This window comes from Ruegeria sp. BC7, from assembly GCF_056539165.1.
This window is the reverse complement of record NZ_JBQFUL010000006.1, coordinates 87,708-106,836: the sequence shown is the minus strand read 5'-3', so window position 1 is coordinate 106,836 and position 19,129 is coordinate 87,708. Positions and strand designations below refer to the sequence as shown.

Sequence of the window (19,129 nt, the reverse complement as noted above, 5' to 3'; positions counted from 1 at the left end):
ATTTCTGCTCGATCAGGCTACAGGAAGGGCTGATCGTTACAGGGTAACATGAATGAGTCTTATCCCGGATATCTCGGAACTGCTTGCACGAGCCCGCGCAGACCTGCGAATGGGCGTGCCTGTCGTGTTGACGGATGACAGTGGCTTTAGCGTTCTTGCAATCGCGTCAGAAACACTGAGCCCTCAACGCCTTGCGGATTTACGAGGGCTGGGAGGCGAACCGGTCGTTGCCATAACCGTGCGGCGTGCGGAAACACTCAAGGCACGGGCGTATGACGGCGACCTTGCGCGCGTCGTCATACCTGCGGACGCCGACATTGGCTGGGTACAAGCCGTCGCCGACCCGTCCGATGATCTGAACGCGCCGATGAAAGGCCCGCTGATGACGCAACGTCAGGGCGGCGCCAACCTACACCGCATCGCCATAGCACTGACCAAATCCGCGCGGCTGCTTCCTGCAGCCGTCGTTGTCCCTATTGATGACGGACGCACTTTTGCAGGCGCACATGGCCTGACCTGTATTGACCATACACGGGCAGCTCCGCATCTGGCGGATCGCAGCATCCTGAACGAAGTGGTGGCAGCGCGCTTGCCCATGGAAGTGTCCGAGGCCGGACGTCTTCATGTCTTTCGCCCGGACGATGGCGGTGAGGAACATTACGCAATCGAAATCGGACGTCCTGACCGCAACAAACCCGTATTGGCTCGCTTGCACTCGGCCTGTTTCACGGGCGACCTTATGGGCAGCCTCAAATGCGATTGCGGCCCTCAGCTTCGCGGTGCCCTTGCCCAGATGGGAACAGAAGGGGCCGGGGTGCTGTTGTATCTGAACCAGGAAGGGCGCGGCATCGGGCTGGCCAATAAGATGCGCGCCTATTTCCTGCAGGATCAGGGCTTTGACACGGTCGAAGCCAATCACCGGCTGGGATTCGAGGATGACGAGCGCGATTTTCGTTTGGGCTCGGATATCCTGAAGTCGCTGGGCTTCAGTTCTGTCCGTCTTCTAACCAACAATCCGGCCAAGATCGCGATGATGGAGAAGACGGGAATCGCGGTAACCGAGCGCGTTCCGCTCAAGGTTGGTGAAACTGCTCATAACCGCGAGTATCTGGCGACCAAGGCGGCAAAGTCGGGCCACTTGCTGTGACCCCCTTTGACCTTGTACTTACACCTCGCGGCGTTCGGTTTGCAGGGCGCACCTTGCCGTGTTCGATCGGCAAGGGCGGGCTGAGCAACACCAAGCGCGAAGGCGATGGTGCGACACCAACCGGTGTGCACCGTATCGTCGGGATGCTTTACCGACCCGACCGGATCACGGCGCCAACGCCCTGGGCCATTCCGATTGGACCGGGCGATCTGTGGTCAGATGACAGCGGCGATGATCGCTATAACCAACTGGTCAGCGTACCCTACCAGTTCAGCCATGAAAAACTACGCCGCGCGGACCCGTTATACGATCTGGTCCTGCTGACCGACTGGAACTGGCCTAACGCCGTACCAGAGGGTGGCTCTGCAATTTTTATTCATCAGTGGAGACGACCGGGCTATCCGACCGAAGGCTGCGTCGCGTTTCGTCGCGATCATCTACACTGGATCGCCCGAAGGATTTCGCCGAACACGCGCCTGATTATTCCTGCGGTTTAACCCGTTCGCCGAAGATCGCGGACCCCACGCGCACATGAGTCGCGCCCAGTGCGATCGCCTTCTCAAAATCGCCGCTCATGCCCATGGACAGCCCTGCCAGCCCGTTGCGTTCCGCAATCTTGGCAAGCAGCGCGAAATGCAGCGCAGGTTCCTCTTCGACGGGCGGGATACACATCAAGCCCATGATCGGCAGGTCCAGAGCGCGGCACTCGGCGACAAACGCATCTGCCTCAGCAGGCAGGATACCGGCCTTCTGCTCCTCCTCTCCGGTATTCACCTGTATGAACAGATCAGGGCAAGTGCCAACCTCCTGCGCCAGCCGCGCAAGGGTCTTGGCCAGCTTGGGTCGATCCACCGAATGGATGGTGCTGAACAACTCTATCGCCTGGCGGGCCTTGTTTGTCTGCAAAGGTCCGATCAGGTGCAGATCAATGTCGGAATAATCCTGCATAAAGTCCGGCCACTTTCCGGCGGCTTCCTGGACCCGGTTTTCGCCGAAACAACGGTGCCCCTCGTCCAGAACACTGCGAACGCGTTCGTTCGGTTGAACCTTTGACACCGCTATCAGCTTGACGGACCCCTCCGGTCGCCCTGCGGCAGATTCAGCTTTTTGGATACGGGCGGCGATATCATGCAGCGACATGGGGGTCCTCAATCAGTTTGGGGCAGGAAAACACCATGTCAGCCCAAAAGAAAAGGGCAGGTCCGAAGACCTGCCCTTAAACCTTGCGGTTCAGATCAACTTAGAAGTTGAACTGAGCACCGAAGTCAGCACGGATGGTGCTGTCTGCGCTGCCGACTTTGGTGTCGCCGATACCACCGCGCAGCGATGCACCGCCACCCAGGTCGTAGATTGCGCCGATACCATACTGACGGGTGTCACCATCAGCCGAACCGTCACCGTAAGCGAAGGTCAGAGTGGTCGCTGCGCCAACGTTGTAAGCTGCCGACAGACCGTAGAAGGTGTCGTCGGTTGCTTCACCAGCCGAGTTCGCCGCGGTGTCGCTTTCGTCACCAACAAACAGGGTGCCCGAGAAGTCGCCCCATTCACCACCCAGGGTGAAGACCAGCAGTTCGGGGTCGATGCCGAACGAGCCACCATCGGTCTGACCGTAGGCCAGAGCAGCGGTGATGTTGTTGAAGGTGTAGGTTGCGCTGATGTCCCAGCGGTCTGCATCTTCAGGAACGCCACCGAATGCAACGGTTGCTTGGTCATACGATGCGCCGAATGCGAAGTCGCCAACTGCGTACTGGAAGAACACAGCGTTGGAACCCGAACCGGTCGACGAGTAACCCAGGAAGCCATAGTCAACACCCGAGTACTGACCAACGAAGTTTTCCAGGCCCGGCTCGTTACCGTAGTAGTTTGCCAAGTTGTCGAAGGCACCTGCAACGTTGCCCGCGTCAACACGCAGACCACCGTAGATGACCGAGAAACGTGCGCCGTTCAGACCAGCACTGTTTGCTTCGCCGTTGCCTGCGTTTTCGTCAGCCTGCAGACGAACACGAGCCGAGAACTCAACGCCGCCATCGGTTTCAACGACGCCGTCGATGTTCAGACGGAAGCGCGAGATCAGGATGGTGTTGTCGGTGTCGACGCCAGTGGCAACACCATTAGGTGTAACAGTGGTGGTGACTCCGCCACTTGCTGTGGTGACAGTGGTGTTAGTGAAGCTCGCAACCGAACCGGTGCGATCTTCTTGGTATCCAATACCAAAGCGGCCGTAACCGCTAAAGCGTACGTCGGCCGCTGCAACACTTGCGGTTGCGATCAGAGCGGTCGATGCGAAGAGAACTTTTTTCATCTTGTTTCCCTCGGTTTCAAAGTTTTCTACTCGACATATGCCTCAGCACATGTCTCAGCACGGGAACCGTTTCGCTCTTTTTGCCCCCTTCGCGCAAGGTCGGCATAATTAGGCAGGCTGCATTGGCAACAGATTGGTGCAAGGATGCCACAGTCCGTTTTCAGCCCCAAAGCGTCTGCAATACCGTCGAAATGTGACAATAAGAGGGTTGTTGCCGAACTGGACCTTGTCTAGGAGTATCACTGAACGAACGAGACCAAGTGGAAACAGGACCAGTCGACGATGCGCCTGCAGACGATTATCGGTTTGATCATAGTGACTGCCGCAGTGTCGGCCTGCGGACAGAATCGAGGGGCCGCGCCGAACCCTGATCTGCTTAATACAGACAGCGGCCGTTCAAGCGAACGCGAACTGAACGACCCTAACCGTTCGACCATCTGGGATGTGTTCGACACCAGAAACGCAGAGCAAGTCACAAATGTGAACAGGTATCTGTGGGCAGCATCCCTTGATGTGCTGAATTTCCTGCCGGTTCAGGAGATCGATCCATTTACGGGTGTGATTGTAACGGGTTACGGGACACCTCCGGGTGGCGGACGGTCCTATAGGGCCACGGTTCACATAAGCGATCCTGCGCTGGCAGCGCGCTCTTTGTCGGTGGCATTGCAGTCCAGCGGCGGTGCTCCGGTCAGTGCCGCGACCACACGCGCGGTCGAAGATGCCATCCTGTCCCGCGCCCGTCAGTTGCGCATTGCGGACAACAAGCTCTAGCAACCCGCCGAAAATCACAATATTACCACGCCGGGCTCTGACCCGGCGTTTTCATTCACGAAGGACCGCACGATGTCGCGCTACTCGGCCAACGAAATCGAAGCAAAATGGCAGGAAGCCTGGGACAAGGCCGGGATTTTCACCGCCGACCACAAGGCGGACAAGCCCAAATACTATGTGCTTGAGATGTTCCCCTACCCCTCGGGCCGAATCCATATGGGCCATGTGCGCAATTACACGATGGGCGACGTGATCGCGCGGCATAAGCTGGCAACCGGCCACAATGTGCTGCACCCGATGGGCTGGGACGCCTTCGGGATGCCTGCGGAAAACGCGGCGATGGCGATTGGCGGCCACCCCAAGGACTGGACTTACGGCAATATCGCCGACATGCGCGGGCAAATGAAGCCGCTGGGCCTGTCGATCGACTGGTCGCGTGAGTTTGCCACCTGCGACCCGGAATATTACGGCCAACAGCAGGCTTTGTTCCTGGATATGCTCGAGGCCGGTCTGGTTTACCGCAAGAACGCCGTGGTGAACTGGGACCCGGTTGATATGACCGTTCTGGCCAATGAACAGGTGGAGAACGGCCGCGGCTGGCGCTCGGGCGCTCTGGTCGAACGCCGCGAGCTGACGCAGTGGTTCTTCAAGATCTCCGACTATTCCGAGGAATTGCTGGACGCGCTGGACACTCTGGACAACTGGCCCGCCAAGGTCCGCCTGATGCAGGAGAACTGGATCGGCAAGTCGCGCGGCCTGCAGTTCGGCTTTGAACGCACCGATGGCGGCGAGCCGATCACCGTTTACACGACTCGCCCCGATACGCTGCTGGGCGCTTCTTTTGTCGGCATCTCACCCGATCACCCGATTGCCAAGCAGCTTGAGGCTGAAAACCCAGAAGTCGCTGAATTTGTTACGGAATGCCGCAAAGGTGGCACCACTGAGGAGGCGATCGAAACCGCTGAGAAGCTGGGCTATGACACCGGCATCACCGTCAAGCATCCGCTGGACCCGAATTGGGAGCTGCCGGTCTGGATCGCAAACTTCATCCTGATGGATTACGGCACCGGCGCGATCTTTGCCTGCCCTGCACATGACCAGCGCGATCTGGATTTCTGCCGTAAGTACGGGTTGCCCGTGGTCGATACATTCTTTGCGCTGGATGACGATACTCCGGTCGACAAGATCGCCTTTGTCCCTCCGAAAACCGAGAAAGTCCGCTGGGTGAATCACTTCGCCGGTCTAACCGAGGCGACGGGCGACGAAGCCATCAATGCTACCGTTGATTTCGCAGAAAAGGCCGGTTGGGGCGAAGGCGTCACCAAATACCGTCTGCGCGACTGGGGTCTTTCGCGGCAACGCTATTGGGGATGCCCGATTCCCGTTGTGCATTGCGATTCTTGCGGCGTGGTGCCCGAGAATAAAGAGAACCTGCCGGTTCGCCTGCCCGACGATGTGACATTCGACAAACCGGGCAATCCGCTGGACCGTCACCCGACATGGCGCGACTGCGATTGCCCGTCCTGCGGAGCGCCCGCCAAGCGTGAAACCGACACGATGGACACGTTCGTCGATTCGTCCTGGTATTTCGCCCGTTTCACCGCGCCCCGTGCCGAAACGCCCACCGATTTGGCCGAGGCCGAATACTGGATGAATGTCGACCAGTATATCGGCGGGATCGAGCACGCGATTCTGCACCTGCTCTATTCCCGGTTCTTCGCGCGGGCGATGAACATCACCGGCCATCTGCCGAAAAAGGCTATCGAGCCGTTTGATGCGCTGTTTACCCAAGGCATGGTCACGCATGAAATCTATCAGACCCGCGACGCCAACGGCCGCCCGGTCTATCACCTGCCTGAGGACGTGACCGACGGTAAACTGGCTGATGGTACTGAGGTCGAGATCATCCCATCGGCCAAAATGTCGAAGTCCAAGAAAAACGTGGTGGACCCGGTCAGCATCATCTCGGCCTTTGGTGCAGACACCGCGCGCTGGTTCGTCCTGTCCGATTCGCCGCCCGAGCGTGACGTGGAATGGACGGCCTCCGGCGCTGAGGCCGCGTTCAAGCACTTGAGCCGGGTGCATCGCATCGCCTCCGAGATTGCCGAGTCGAACGTTCCGGCCAATGCCGAAGACGAGGCTCTGCTGCGTGAGATGCACAAAGCCATCCATGATGTATCGGGTGGCGTTGAATCCTTTGGCTTCAACGCGTCCATTGCCAAGCTCTATGCCTTCACCAACACGCTGGCGAAGTCCAAGGCAGGCAGCGAGGCCAAGAAAGAGGCCGCCAAGACGCTGGCTCAGTTGATGTCACCGATGACCCCGCACCTGTCCGAGGAACTCTGGCAATTGCTGGGCGGCGAGGGCTTGGTGGCCACGGCCCCTTGGCCCGTCGCGGATGAGGCGATGCTGGTTGATGACACCGTCACTCTGCCCATCCAGATCAACGGCAAGCGCCGCGCGGAAATCAGCGTGGCGAAGGATATGGATAAGGCAGAGGTTGAAAAAATCGCGCTCAGCACCGAAGCTGTCCAAAAGGCGCTGGATGGCAATGCGCCGAAAAAGGTGATTGTTGTACCGGGCCGGATCGTGAATGTCGTTGTTTGATCGCAGAACCCTGTTGATGCTGCCACTGGCGCTTGCCGCCTGCGGCTTTGAACCGGTTTACGCCCCTGGCGGTTCCGGGTCGGCGCTGCATGGCAAGGTTCAGGTTTCCGCACCCAATACCGTAGAAAGCTATTTGCTGGTCCAAAATCTGGAACAACGCCTTGGTCGCAGTGCGGGTTCGGTCAAGAATTACGAACTGAACGTAAACGTGGTCACCGTGACGCGGCGCGCGGCGATCCGGACGACCAACCAAACCGACAGATATACGATTGAAGGCCAGGCCAGATTTGCCCTTAAGTCGAACGAAACAGGTCAGGTTGTGACATCGGGAAATGTTTCTGACTTTGTCGGGTATTCGGCTGCGGGTTCGACAGTTTCGACGCTGGCGGATGAGCGTGACGCCACCGACAGGTTGATGGTGATTCTGTCCGATCAGATCGTGAACCGCCTCTATGCTGCGCCGGGCCTGACCCAATGAAGCTAAGCCCACGCGAGGCTGAGGGGTATTTCGCCAAGCCAGACGCAGGCAAAACTGGCTTGTTGATTTATGGCTCGGATACGATGCGAGTGGCACTGAAGCGCCAGCAGGTTCTGGCCGCTTTGCTGGGGGCCAATGCCGAAGAAGAAATGCGTCTGACACGCATGGCAGGCGCGGATCTGCGCGAAGATCCCGCTATGTTGTTGGACGCGGTAAAAGCGGTGGGGTTCTTTCCTGGACCGCGTGCGGTTCTGGTCGAAGACGCCAGGGAAACCGTCGCGCCGACAATCCTTTCCGCGTTAGAGGATTGGCGCCCTGAAGATGCGCAGATCATTGTCACTGCCGGAGCGCTCAAAGCCAGCTCAAAGCTCCGCAAGGCGTTTGAGGCACACCCGGCCGCCTATGCAACCGGCATTTATGACGACCCACCTTCGCGAGGAGAGGTCGAGCGCATTCTAACTCAGGCCGGATTGAAGAACATCCCACGCGAATCGATGGCGGCGCTAACTGATCTGGCCCTCGCAATCAGCCCCGGCGATTTTGCTCAAACCGTTGATAAACTGTCGCTTTACAAGCTCGGCGACAACTCGGAACTGACCATTGAAGATGTCGAGGCCTGCGCACCACGCTCGACCGAGGCCGCTCTGGATGACGTCCTGAATGTTGTCGCCGAAGGCCATGCCGGAGAGATCGGCCCGCTGATCCGCAGGTTGCAATCGCAAGGCACCGAGGCCGTGGCCTTGTGTATCGGAGCGACCCGGCATTTTCGCACGCTATACGCTTGCGCGTCGGACCCGGGCGGGGCGGCGCAGGGTATCAACAAGATGCGCCCCCCGATCTACGGCAAGCGCCGGGACCGAATCGTTCGGCAAGCGCAAGGTTGGGGCGCGCACAAACTGCAGACCGCCTTGACGGTTCTGACCGATACTGACCTGACGCTTCGGTCCGCAGGGCAAAAGGCGCCGGCGATGGCCCTTGTTGAGCGGGCGCTGATCCGGCTTGCCATGCTCGCGCAGCCTCGTTAGTGCGCGCGCTCCAGCCACTCAGCGGCTCCGCGACCTGCCCAGCGCCCTGTCGCCAGACAAGCCGTCAACAGATACCCCCCTGTTGGCGCTTCCCAGTCCAGCATTTCGCCTGCACAAAAAACGCCTGGCACTGACCGCAGCATGAGCCTGTCGTCCAGCGCCCCGAGCATGATACCTCCGGCCGTCGAAATCGCCTCATCCATCGGGCGCAAACCGGCGTGGTCAATGGGTAAACACTTGATTGCGCGTGCCAATTGATCGGTCGAACGATCGCCGCTCGTCGCCATCTCATGAAACAAAGCGACCTTTTGCGGTGACAGGCGGAGCGTTTTTCTGAACCACTGCGAAAGAGTGGTCTTGGGCTTTTTCGCCGACAGCCGGGTTTTCAAGACGGCTTCGTCCAGATCGGGAACCAGATCAACGAACAAAGGCGCCCCGTCGCGCAATGCCGGGGTCAGCGAATACAGCCCACCACCCTCAATCCCCTTTGCCGAGATCGTGGCCTCGCCACGGCTTGTCATGTTTCCGGCCATCCAGCGCACCGACTTTAGCGCGGCCCCAAAATGTGGCTGCATGTGATGGCTCCAATTCACGGACACGGCAGAGTTCGCAGGTTGAAAAGGCGCAAGCTCAACCCCTTTTGACGCCAACGCCTGTGTCCAAAGACCGTCTGATCCCAGACGCGACCAGCTTGCGCCGCCCAGCGCCAATACCGTGACATCGGCTGAAGTATTTTGACGGCCTTGCGCAGTCTCAAACACAAGAGCCTCGCCGTCCCATCCAACCCATTGCCAGCGTGTTTTGATCTGAACGCCTGCCGTATCGAGTCGACCCAGCCAAGCCCGCAACAGTGGTGACGCCTTCATCGCCGTTGGAAAGACCCGCCCTGTGGACCCGGTGAACAGCTCTTGCCCCAGATCACGCGCCCAAACCTGAACATCGGCCGCGTTGAACTCTGCGAGCATCGGGCGCAACCAATCCGCAGCCGGGCCGTAGAACGACACAAGAGTGTCCAAGGGCTCGTCCTTTGTCAGGTTCAGGCCCGACTTGCCAGCCATAAGAAACTTGCGCGCGACCGAGGGCTTGGCCTCGGCCACCAGAACATCATGGCCCGCGACGGCCAGTTCTTCGGCTGCCATCAGGCCAGCGGGTCCGGCCCCGATCACAACTGCCTGTGCCATTTCTGTCCCCTTGCCTTCTGCGACGTCCAGCGCAACCCTGACCGCGCCATGTCGAACAGTGACCCTATCTGCCCGCTTTGCGACCGCCCGATCCCAGACGGGGACGGCAGCCTGCACCATCTGATCCCAAAACTCAAAGGGGGCAAGGGCGGGCCGACCGTTTTACTGCATGTAATTTGCCACAAAGAGGTCCACGCAACCCTGACCGAGAGCCAGTTGGCGCGCGAGTTCAATACCGTAGAGGCTTTGCGCGCTCATCCAAGGCTAGAAAAATTCCTGAAATGGGTTCGCAAGCGCCCGCCGGGGTTTCGCTCAAAAGTGCCGGGTCGCAGGCGGGCGCGATAGTCAGCCGGGCCAAACTCTGTCCCCAAATGCGTCATGTATAGGGGACGAAAGCCCGCTGACCTCAAGCCCGCGATAATCCGGCGAGGGGGCGAAAGTTCCACCGGCAACGTGCTGAAACTCCAGCGTGGTATATGGCCTTTTCCATAGCCATTCCCGGTTATCGACAGCCCATAAATCCCCATTCGGGGGCGTTTCATCCGTAAAGGCATAGAAATGCAGGTCAAACCCGTATTGTGCGACATCCTGCATCGACAACAAGCGCATCCCCTGCCCACGGCAAAACGCATCCTCGGCGGCGATATCGCCCGTGCGCAATGTGATCTGACCAAGGCGTGCTTTTGCAAACGGGTTTGACGGATTGGCCGCATAGTCCGGGCGGTTGCCTTCAAAATCCCACTGCAACAGTTCAATCACGAACCCCTCGGGGTCCCTCAGATGACTCATGTAACCGATATCCAGAAATTGCTTTGGATTCGAAACCTCCACCCCCTTTTGGCTTAGGAAGGCCACAGCCAGATCCACATCCGGTACGGTTATACCGATCTTCCAGTATCGTTGCCCCTGATCGTGGCTGTATTTGCCGCCACCCGGCATCATGACCACTTCGGCATCAGGGCCACCATAGCCCACACGCTGGCAAACGCCCTGAGCTTGGACAGCCATACCAAGAACATCGCGGTAAAATGTCGACAAACGCTCCGGATCGGAAACGCGCAACCGAAGGGCGGATAACCTCATTCGCACAGCCTTGCGATACCCTGCGCAATCCCGGGATCGGCCTGCACGCTGTCGGAAACCAATTCATGCGCTGTTTGCATCAGCAGGTCGGGCTCAACTACGCGATCAACCAGCCCAAAGGAATACGCCTCTTCCGCAGTGATCTTTTGCCCTGCCATCAGAATCATCTTGGTGCGCGCCGGGCCTATCAGTGCCGCCATACGCTTTGGGTCCGAGGGCTGTGGCAGAAAACCCAGTTTCATCACCGGGTAAAAGAACTTGGCTGATGGCACAGCGATGCGCAGATCGCAGGCCAAAACCATGCCGTTGGCACCGCCAGCCAGAGTGCCATTCAGCGCAGCAACCGTCAGACACGGCAAAGCAGCGATGGCGCCGGACAAACGCTCCCACAGGTCCGAGGTCGCAAGGCCCGAGCGCGCTTCGTCCAGATCGGCACCGGCACTGAATACCTTGCCCGCACCGGTCAGGATCAGGGCACGCGCGTCGGTTGCGTTTTCGGCTATTTCGCACAGTTCGGTCAGCATGGTCCCGGTCAACGCATTGGCCTTGTCCGGGTTGTTGAGAGTGACGGTCCACAATCCGTCAGTCTTGGTCAGTTGGATCACGTCAGCCCTACCCTTTGCCGAATGTCTTCGCGCCTTAGCGAAATTTCAGTTCCCAAAAATTCATCCGCATCCTCTGAGCACATCCAAAGCAACGCGCGAGCGGGCCAGTCAGCCGGGATATGATCGCTCCAATCCAGCTGGCTTACGGCGTTGATGCCGCTTGCCTTGATGACACGCTGCATGTCGGTGGCGACGGTTCCCGGCGACAATCCCATCGCGCGGATGCCGTGAATGGCTTCTTCCAGATGCAGACACTCGGTCAGCATCTTCGCGCCTGCTTTCGAGGCGCAATAATGGCTCCACGCCTCGATAGGGTTTGACGCCGCGCCCGAGGATACGGTCAGCACCGTACCGCCACCGGCTGCCCGCATCACGGGCAGCGCTGCGCGCATGCCGTAAAAGACGCCCTTCAGGTTGATGTCGATCGCCGTGCTCCACGCCGCGACATCGGCGCTGGACATGTGAAAGATAGGGTCAATGACACCCGCATTCCCGATCAAAACGTCCAATCCGCCGAACCGGTCCACGCAATCGGCAACGGCTTGTTCCACCTGCACAAAATCGCTTACGTCGCATTGCAGCGCCATTGCGTTTTCGCCCAGCGCCTCGGCCAAGGTTGCAATTTGATCGCGGCTGCGCGCGACCAGAACGACATTTGCCCCGGCTGCGGCAAAAACACGCCCCGCCTCGGCCCCGATGCCGCGGCTGGCCCCTGTAATCAGTACGGTTTTCCCTTGCATGTGAACCCTGTACCTCCGTTGTCTTGAGAATGTGTGAACCTCTACCGCGTGAACGGGGAAAGGGTCCACCCCTTGCCCCTTGACGCCCGACGCCACAGACACGACCATGCCCGCAAGATTTATCAAGAAGGGTTCTATAATGTCCGTTTTTCTTCGCCGCAGCTGCGGCGCAGTATTTGCCTATGCCATAGTGACTCAGGGGGCGCTGGCCGATCTAACCGCGCAGGATGTCTGGGACGACTGGCAGTCCTACCTGACCCAGATGGGCTATACTGTTTCGGGTGAGCAATCCGTCAACGGCAGCGTGACCAGCGTCACTGACATGACCGTGTCCATGTCGCTGCCGGAAGAAGACGCAGCCTTTCAGATGCGTGTGCCAGAGATGATCCTGACCGAAAACGGCGACGGAACAGTCAGCATCGATTTCCCCGAAAGCTTCCCGATGACCGTATCGGGCGAAGGCGAAGGTGAAACTTTCTCGGCCGATATTCTTTACACCCATAACGGTCTTGAGATGGTCGTCTCGGGCTCGTCCGAGGATATGACCTATGACTATTCGGCGGCCTCTCTGGGCATCAAACTGGATGGCGTGAACGTCAACGGCGAGGAGATGCCCAGCGCAATCTTGGGCGCAGACATGGAAATGACGGACCTGACCGGCAGTTCACGGATGAAGGTTGGTGAAAATCGCGATGTCGATCAGACGTTCAAGGCGGGTGGGCTGTCCTATAGCCTGGCGTTCGACGATCCCGAAAGCGACGAAACGGCAAAGATCGACGGCAACCTACGCCAGCTTGATTTTGAAGGTACCAGCGTGATCCCGTCGGATTTTGACGTCGCGGACCCGCAAGCCTTTTACGATGCCGGGTTCGAGTTTTCCGGGCTGTTCACCTACGGCTCTGGCACAACCGCGATGGAGGGCACCAGCGATGGCGAGGCGTTCTCGTTGGGCAGCGAGTCCGAGGGGGGCCGCTTTGCCGCAAGTTTTGACGCACAACGGCTGGCCTATGACGTCGAGCAAAACAGCGCGAAACTGGCAGTGACGACCGCTGACCTTCCTTTCCCGATCGAAATTGCAATGGCCAATGCCGGGCTGAAGTTCGAGTTTCCCGTGCAGCAGTCCGAGGAAATCCAACCCTTTGGATTTGCCATCAACATGACCGACTTCACCATGTCAGATGTTTTGTGGAGCATGTTCGATCCGGCAGGCGCTCTACCGCGTGATCCGGCCACGATTTCGATTGATACCTCAGGCACAGCCAAGATCCTGACCAACTTCTTCGACCCCGAAGCTGTTGAATCGCTGGAATTCGCCGAAGAAGCACCGGGTGAGCTGCACTCTCTCAAGATCAACGAACTGCTGGTGTCGCTGGTTGGCGCAAAACTGACGGGCGAGGGGGATTTTTCCTTCGACAACAGCAACACCGAAGAGTTTGATGGCCTGCCCTCACCGTCGGGCGTCGCAAACCTGACGCTGACCGGGGCGAACGCGCTGATCGATACGCTGATCGGCATGGGTCTGCTGTCGGACAGCGACGCGATGGGCGCGCGGATGATGATGGGTCTGATGGCTGTTCCCGGCGAAGAACCCGATACACTGAACTCGAAAATCGAGTTCACGGAAGACGGCCAGATTCTGGCCAATGGTCAACGGATCAAGTGATGATAGAGGGGCGATGCTCAGTATAACCAGAGCTTCGCCCACTATCTGACTCAGGTCTGCAAGTCTAACTCGTGGACCAGAGCTCGTGCTATACGCCGTCCGGTGGTTCGACCATTAAAATAGGCGGGTGTTGGCAGATCCTTGGCGATGCTCTGCATGTGGAACCGGTACATCCCTTCATAAAATTTAAAGTTGGTCTCGCACAGAAAAAACCTCCCGGTTTCCGCGCACGGAAGGATGTCATGCGCGTAAAGCCCAACGCCCACAGCATCCTTGACGCTCTTCGCGATGTCACGGATTTGGTCAACATTGGGTTTGATCAGCAGGTCGTGAAAATATGTCAGCATTTCAGCATCAACCGGCGTACCCCGGGTTCGGACATTGAGTCCCTCTCCGGCTCTTATCCACGAAAACAAAACCTGCTCGCCTACTGCCATGGCGCGAATGGATATATGCCAAGGCTCACCTTAGTATTCGTATCTGCAATTGATGTAATCGGTATTGTACCGCGAGGAATCCAGTTCCCTTTCGTCACTCACGAGTTGAACCGGAACATGCGCGTTTGACACTTCGTTTGAAAAAACTGTGCGAAAACTGTCACCCGCTTCTATCAACTTGGGCATGGGAACGCCGGCGGCAGTCAAAACCTTGTTCTGGCGGACTTTGTGGCCAATGACTCGCCCATGTTCAACGGAATGCAGGACCTTGTGACCCAGAGCCGCAAGCTCTGCCTCGCGCGCGCGCAGCCAGTCTACTTTTTGATGCTGAACGACGAAAAGCTCGTTGTAATGCAGCAAAACATAGCTTTTCGGATCGGTCGTCGGTCCGCGCTCAATCAGTTCCCGGAAAGGTAAAACTTCAGCAGGGACTTGCAGCTTTGTTAGGACCCTCGTGAACTGGCTGATAATATTGTTCGACCCTTTGCCCGTGGCAACCACATGAGGTTCATCAAAGTCGACAACAAAAAACTGGGCCAAACCGCGCACTCCTAGCTCTGAAAATTTTTGCAATTGATAGCGATCCGATGACTCCATAGTCAAACCGCCATATTGGATAGAGCGTACGACGACACCATTTGCACCACTCTTTGATTTCCTGATCCACTGATACCCGGCTTCAGGTCTTGCGAGCAGCGCAGCGCAACGCTAGGTCCAATATATACAGACCGGAGACCCCATGACCCGAACACCTGAAGACATCAGCCACGTCTTGCTTGAAGCCGCCCGTAAAGCTGGGGCCGAAGCGGCAGATACCATCGTGCTTGACGGATCCTCTGTCTCGGTCGAGGTACGTGGCGCGGCGCTGGAACACGCAGAGCGGTCGGAAGGTACCGATTTGGGGTTGCGCGTTTTTCTCGGCCAGAGACAAGCAATCGTTTCAAGCTCGGACAGTCGCCCGGAAACCCTGACGGCCATGGCCGAACGCGCCGTAGCGATGGCGCGTGAAGCGCCCGAGGATCCCTATGCTGGCCTGGCCCGATCTGACCAGCTTGCGGCCAATTGGGACACTGAAGCGCTGGAACTTTTTGACCCGGCACCTGAACCTTCAGCCGAAGACCTGATGCAGGACGCGCTGGCGGCCGAGGCAGCCGCGCTTGCTGTTCAGGGCGTTACACAAGTTTCTGACGCGGCCGCCTCATACGGGACGCATCGCGTCCATCTGGCCGCCACAAACGGCTTTTCCGGCGGTTATGTACGCAGCAGCCGATCCACATCCTGCGTTGCGATCTCGGGCGAAGGCACAGGGATGGAGCGTGACTACGATGGCGACAGCCGCACGTTCCAGTCAGACCTGCGCAGCCCGGCAGATATCGGCCAGAGCGCCGGAGAACGCGCCGTGCAACAGGTCGGGGCGCGCCAACCCGCAACGGGGACATTTCCGGTTCTGTTTGACGAGCGTATTTCGTCGTCGCTGATTGGTCATCTTCTGGGGGCCAGCAACGGTTCGGCGATCGCACGAGGCGCATCTTGGTTGTCGGATTGTCTGGGTGAGCAGGTTCTGCCCGACCACCTGTCCCTGATCGAAGACCCGCATCGCCCGCGCATTTCAGGATCACGCCCCTTCGACGCCGAAGGTCTGCCAACCTGCCGCAGGGCCATTGTTGAAAACGGCACCCTGACCGGTTGGACGCTTGACCTGTCCAGTGCGCGCAAGCTCGATATGGCGTCAACGGGGAACGCGGCGCGCGGCGTATCCGGCCCTCCATCCCCCAGCAACTGGAACCTGAGCCTGACACAAGGGGATCAAAGCCGGGCAGAGTTGCTGCGCGACATGGGCACAGGGCTGCTGGTGACCTCGATGATCGGCTCGACGATCAATCCGAACACGGGCGACTACTCACGTGGTGCGTCTGGTTTTTGGGTCGAAAACGGCGAGATCGCTTATCCGGTCAATGAATGCACAATCGCAGGCAACCTGCGCGATATGCTCAAACGGATCATTCCGGCAAACGACGCGCGGACATACCTGTCCCGCGTTGTCCCGTCCCTGTTGATCGAAGGGATGACACTTGCCGGCAACTGACCTGCCCCTGCTCATCGACGCCGCGCTGGAGGCGGGAAAGATCGCCACCCGGTATACAGGAGGATCGGCGCGCCGGTGGGACAAGCCTGACGGTGCTGGCCCAGTGACCGAGGCTGATCTGGCCGTTAACGCGATGCTTGAACACACCTTGCCCGCGGCGCGACCTGACTATGGCTGGTTGAGCGAGGAAACCGAGGATTCGCAGGACCGACTGAGCAAGTCTCGGGTGTTCATCATCGACCCTATTGATGGCACGCGCAGTTTTGCCGAAGGATCACGTACCTGGGCACATTCGCTTGCCATCGCAGACGAAGGCGAGGTGACGGCGGCCGTAATCTACTTGCCTGTTCGCGACTTGCTGTACGCAGCCGCCAAAGGACAAGGCGCGACGCTGAACGAAACACCAATACGGGTTTCGGGCGTCACCGATTTGAAGTCCGCCGAAATACTGGCTGCAAAACCCAATCTGGACGCGCGCCATTGGCTACAGGGCCAGCCGCCCGAGTTCCTGCGCAACTACCGCCCTTCGCTGGCCTACCGGATGGCCCTTGTCGCGCAAGGGCGGTTCGACGGTATGCTGACCCTTCGTCCAAGTTGGGAATGGGATATCGCCGCCGGGGACCTGATCATACGCGAAGCGGGCGGGGTTTGTTCGGACAGATCGGGGCAACCTTTGCGGTTCAACAATGCGCACCCGCGCCTGAGCGGAGTGATTGCAGCAGGCGCGCCCATTCATGAAAAACTGTTCGGGCAGCTTGAACCGAACAGCTCGGGCATCGCTTCATGAGCAAGCCGCGCTCGATTAGCCTGGCCGCCTATCGAATCCTGTCGTGGGGTGTGCCCAACGCGACCGGCCAACCCTATGTCCCTCGTCCAACGGGCGAGGTGATTTGGATTCACATCGGAACGCAGGAAAGGCAGCGGGCCGTTGTGGATTTTTGCCAGAGATTGCAGCAAGCCCGTCCGAACCTTTCGGTCGTGCTGACTGCCCCGCCAGAAGCCGACCTGACCCGATGGGATGCCTGTATGTATCCACTGATCACCCTGCCAAGCGAGCAGACTGGGGCTGCGCGCGCGTTTCTGGATCATTGGCACCCCGATATCGGACTTTGGGTCGGCGGCGGCGTCATGCCGAACCTGATCACCCGCGCCTCAGAGCGAGAAATTCCCCTGATCCTGATCGAGGCAGAGGTCGATATCAAGGTCGCCCGCGGGGGGCGGTGGCTGCCTGACATTACCCGATATACGCTGGACTGTTTCGACACCATCCTGGCGACCACTCCGGACGTGATACGGCACATACGCCGCCTGGGAGTTTCTTCCTCGAAGGTCGAAGTGTCACCACCTTTGCATGTCAGCCCCAATCCACGCCCGTGGCCAGAAGACGAGCTAATCGAAATGACGCACGCTTTGTCCGGTCGCCCCGTCTGGCTGGCAGCCTGGATTCAGGACAAAGAGTTCATCTCGGTCCTCAGCGCCCATCGTCAGGCAATGCGGATGCTGCCGCGACTGGCGCTTGTGCTGCATGTGGCTGACATTTCAGAGGCCGATCCATTACGTCAGCGCCTGGAATCCATGGACCTGCGGTGCGTCAACTGGGATGACGGGGGAACGATCGAGGATACGACCCAGGTCATTCTGTCATCAGAGCCCGAAGACCTGGGCCTTTGGCAGCGCGTTTCGGCTGTGACTTTCATGGGCAGCTCTCTGGAACGGGGCGCTGGCGGCCAAGACCCGCTGACCGCCACGGCGCTTGGGTCTGCCATCATTCACGGCCCGTTTGTGCATCGCCACCAGCAACTGTACGATCAACTAGACCGAGCGAGCGCGGCTCGCACCGTCAGAAGCGCCACCGAACTTGGTGACGCTGTCGTCGCGCTGCTGGCTCCTGACCGTGCGGCGGATATGGCGCTGGCGGGTTGGCAAATCGTAACCGAGGGAGCACCGCAGGCAGACCACCTAATCGACATCGTGCAGGACTGTCTGGATCAGCGGAGTTGAGATCATGCGAGCACCCGATTTCTGGAACACCGCACCCAATAAACTTTCCCTGCAGGCCCGCGTGCTGTCCCCGCTGGGGCGCATATACGCGGCGGCAACCGCGCGCCGGGTGGCCTCGGACTCTGGGCTGACACCGGGGGTGCCGGTCATTTGCGTCGGCAACCTGAATGCTGGCGGAACAGGTAAAACGCCAACAGTGATCTGGGTGATCGAACAGTTGCGCGACGCGTGGCACAAGGCACATGTCGTGACCCGAGGACATGGCGGATCGCTAGATGGTCCGGTCCGCGTTGAACCCGGCAAACACTCGGCCGCAGAGGTTGGTGACGAACCGCTGTTGCTTGCAGCTTTCGCAGATGTCTGGGTCGCCAAGGACCGCGCAGCGGGTGCGCGTGCCGCGGCAGCCGATGGTGCCACGGTTATCGTCCTTGATGACGGGTTTCAAAACCCTTCCGTGGCCAAGGATTTCTCGGTCGTTGTCGTGGACGCGGAAAAAGGGTTTGGAAACGGGCTATGCCTTCCGGCTGGTCCCTTGCGCGAACCCGTCGACGTTGGACTGAAGCGCGCCGATCTTGTGCTGTCTCTCGGCGGTGCTGTCGCGCAAAAGCAGTTCCGCGATCAATGGGGCGGCCGCTTGACCGTCCCGCGCGCGACCGGCGCAGTCGAGCCATTGCAAACCGGGATGGATTGGAGTGACACGCCCGTTCTGGCCTTTGCTGGCATCGGCCACCCCGAGAAGTTTTTCGCAACACTTCGCCAGCAGGGGGCCACGCTTTTGCGTGCCGAGGCACTGGACGACCACCAGCCATTGACCCCTGCGCTGATGACACGGCTTGAGAATGAAGCACGCGCTCTTGGCGCTCAGATGGTGACGACCGAGAAAGACGCGGTACGCTTGCCAGCCGCGTTTCGCAGCAAGGTGATTACCCTTCCCGTCCGGCTGGCAATCAACGAAGGCGACAAGGTCAAACAGATGCTGCTTGAGGTCGCGCCGAAGCCTTGA

The 19,129-nt window shown here is 59.1% G+C and carries 20 protein-coding genes; 12 read left to right on the top strand and 8 right to left on the bottom strand.

The features are described 5' to 3' along the window. Positions 1–52: 52 nt before the first annotated feature. Complete coding sequence (gene ribA / locus ACR0KS_RS15355; RefSeq protein WP_170415697.1) at positions 53–1,147, top strand: GTP cyclohydrolase II; 1,095 nt, start codon at positions 53–55, stop codon at positions 1,145–1,147. Next, positions 1,144–1,644 (top strand): L,D-transpeptidase family protein, encoded by a 501-nt coding sequence (locus ACR0KS_RS15350; protein ID WP_170567212.1) that lies wholly within the window; start codon positions 1,144–1,146, stop codon positions 1,642–1,644. The genes ribA and ACR0KS_RS15350 overlap by 4 nt, the downstream gene beginning before the upstream one ends. On the opposite strand, the gene ACR0KS_RS15345 is transcribed toward ACR0KS_RS15350, so the two are convergent. Together ACR0KS_RS15345 and ACR0KS_RS15340 are read right to left on the bottom strand one after the other, a co-directional pair. After that, a complete protein-coding gene (locus ACR0KS_RS15345; protein ID WP_170559961.1) occupies positions 1,628–2,287 on the bottom strand; it encodes a YggS family pyridoxal phosphate-dependent enzyme in 660 nt (219 codons plus the stop codon). The two genes, ACR0KS_RS15350 and ACR0KS_RS15345, sit on opposite strands and share 17 nt — an antisense overlap. Positions 2,288–2,387: 100 nt before the next feature. After that, the gene (locus tag ACR0KS_RS15340; protein WP_170567223.1) at positions 2,388–3,449 is read right to left on the bottom strand and encodes a porin; all 1,062 of its coding nucleotides are present in this window, start codon (positions 3,447–3,449) and stop codon (positions 2,388–2,390) included. A 282-nt stretch (positions 3,450–3,731) separates the two neighbouring features. On the opposite strand from ACR0KS_RS15340, the gene ACR0KS_RS15335 reads away from it, so the two are divergent. The 4 genes from ACR0KS_RS15335 (at position 3,732) to holA (ending at position 8,330) form a co-directional block, all read left to right on the top strand. Continuing rightward, entirely contained in the window at positions 3,732–4,220 is a 489-nt protein-coding gene (locus ACR0KS_RS15335) for a DUF3576 domain-containing protein (RefSeq protein WP_170388778.1), read from the top strand. 72 nt (positions 4,221–4,292) lie between these two features. Further along, positions 4,293–6,827, top strand: a complete 2,535-nt coding sequence (gene leuS, locus ACR0KS_RS15330; RefSeq protein ID WP_170567225.1) for a leucine--tRNA ligase — start codon at positions 4,293–4,295, stop codon at positions 6,825–6,827. Next, a complete protein-coding gene (gene lptE / locus ACR0KS_RS15325) occupies positions 6,814–7,305 on the top strand; it encodes an LPS assembly lipoprotein LptE (protein WP_170559966.1) in 492 nt (163 codons plus the stop codon). The genes leuS and lptE overlap by 14 nt, the downstream gene beginning before the upstream one ends. After that, a complete protein-coding gene (gene holA, locus ACR0KS_RS15320) occupies positions 7,302–8,330 on the top strand; it encodes a DNA polymerase III subunit delta (RefSeq protein WP_170567227.1) in 1,029 nt (342 codons plus the stop codon). The genes lptE and holA overlap by 4 nt, the downstream gene beginning before the upstream one ends. On the opposite strand, the gene ACR0KS_RS15315 is transcribed toward holA, so the two are convergent. Further along, positions 8,327–9,511 carry a TIGR03862 family flavoprotein gene (locus tag ACR0KS_RS15315; protein WP_480693258.1) on the bottom strand — a complete coding sequence of 395 codons (1,185 nt, stop codon included), beginning with the start codon at positions 9,509–9,511 and terminating at the stop codon, positions 8,327–8,329. The two genes, holA and ACR0KS_RS15315, sit on opposite strands and share 4 nt — an antisense overlap. Positions 9,512–9,559: 48 nt before the next feature. Here ACR0KS_RS15315 and ACR0KS_RS15310 point away from each other — a divergent pair, with 48 nt between their 5' ends. Continuing rightward, positions 9,560–9,856, top strand: coding sequence for an HNH endonuclease (locus tag ACR0KS_RS15310; protein ID WP_170415711.1), 297 nt, complete (start codon positions 9,560–9,562; stop codon positions 9,854–9,856). On the opposite strand, the gene ACR0KS_RS15305 is transcribed toward ACR0KS_RS15310, so the two are convergent. The 3 genes from ACR0KS_RS15305 to ACR0KS_RS15295 are packed head-to-tail and all read right to left on the bottom strand — an operon-like array spanning position 9,857 to position 11,939. After that, complete coding sequence (locus ACR0KS_RS15305) at positions 9,857–10,594, bottom strand: VOC family protein (RefSeq protein WP_170567231.1); 738 nt, start codon at positions 10,592–10,594, stop codon at positions 9,857–9,859. Then, positions 10,591–11,199, bottom strand: a complete 609-nt coding sequence (locus ACR0KS_RS15300; RefSeq protein ID WP_170567233.1) for an enoyl-CoA hydratase/isomerase family protein — start codon at positions 11,197–11,199, stop codon at positions 10,591–10,593. The genes ACR0KS_RS15305 and ACR0KS_RS15300 overlap by 4 nt, the downstream gene beginning before the upstream one ends. Continuing rightward, complete coding sequence (locus tag ACR0KS_RS15295; protein ID WP_480693263.1) at positions 11,196–11,939, bottom strand: SDR family oxidoreductase; 744 nt, start codon at positions 11,937–11,939, stop codon at positions 11,196–11,198. Before ACR0KS_RS15295 ends, ACR0KS_RS15300 begins: the two co-directional genes overlap by 4 nt. 139 nt (positions 11,940–12,078) lie before the next feature. Here ACR0KS_RS15295 and ACR0KS_RS15290 point away from each other — a divergent pair, with 139 nt between their 5' ends. Beyond that, entirely contained in the window at positions 12,079–13,602 is a 1,524-nt protein-coding gene (locus tag ACR0KS_RS15290; protein ID WP_170388786.1) for a DUF2125 domain-containing protein, read from the top strand. A 50-nt stretch (positions 13,603–13,652) separates the two neighbouring features. Here the strand turns inward: ACR0KS_RS15290 and ACR0KS_RS15285 are convergent, their stop codons facing one another. Continuing rightward, positions 13,653–13,949 (bottom strand): hypothetical protein, encoded by a 297-nt coding sequence (locus ACR0KS_RS15285; protein ID WP_170567235.1) that lies wholly within the window; start codon positions 13,947–13,949, stop codon positions 13,653–13,655. A 120-nt stretch (positions 13,950–14,069) separates the two neighbouring features. Continuing rightward, positions 14,070–14,579 carry a hypothetical protein gene (locus ACR0KS_RS15280; protein ID WP_170567237.1) on the bottom strand — a complete coding sequence of 170 codons (510 nt, stop codon included), beginning with the start codon at positions 14,577–14,579 and terminating at the stop codon, positions 14,070–14,072. 199 nt (positions 14,580–14,778) lie between these two features. Here ACR0KS_RS15280 and ACR0KS_RS15275 point away from each other — a divergent pair, with 199 nt between their 5' ends. From ACR0KS_RS15275 to lpxK, 4 genes are read left to right on the top strand one after another with little or no spacing between them, the layout of a single operon-like run. Continuing rightward, the gene (locus ACR0KS_RS15275) at positions 14,779–16,125 is read left to right on the top strand and encodes a TldD/PmbA family protein (protein ID WP_170567239.1); all 1,347 of its coding nucleotides are present in this window, start codon (positions 14,779–14,781) and stop codon (positions 16,123–16,125) included. After that, positions 16,112–16,912: a 3'(2'),5'-bisphosphate nucleotidase CysQ gene (locus ACR0KS_RS15270; protein WP_170567241.1), complete on the top strand. Its 801-nt coding sequence runs from the start codon at positions 16,112–16,114 to the stop codon at positions 16,910–16,912. The genes ACR0KS_RS15275 and ACR0KS_RS15270 overlap by 14 nt, the downstream gene beginning before the upstream one ends. Beyond that, the gene (locus ACR0KS_RS15265) at positions 16,909–18,126 is read left to right on the top strand and encodes a glycosyltransferase N-terminal domain-containing protein (protein ID WP_170388789.1); all 1,218 of its coding nucleotides are present in this window, start codon (positions 16,909–16,911) and stop codon (positions 18,124–18,126) included. Before ACR0KS_RS15270 ends, ACR0KS_RS15265 begins: the two co-directional genes overlap by 4 nt. Before the next feature lie 4 nt (positions 18,127–18,130). Next, a complete protein-coding gene (gene lpxK, locus ACR0KS_RS15260) occupies positions 18,131–19,129 on the top strand; it encodes a tetraacyldisaccharide 4'-kinase (RefSeq protein WP_170567243.1) in 999 nt (332 codons plus the stop codon).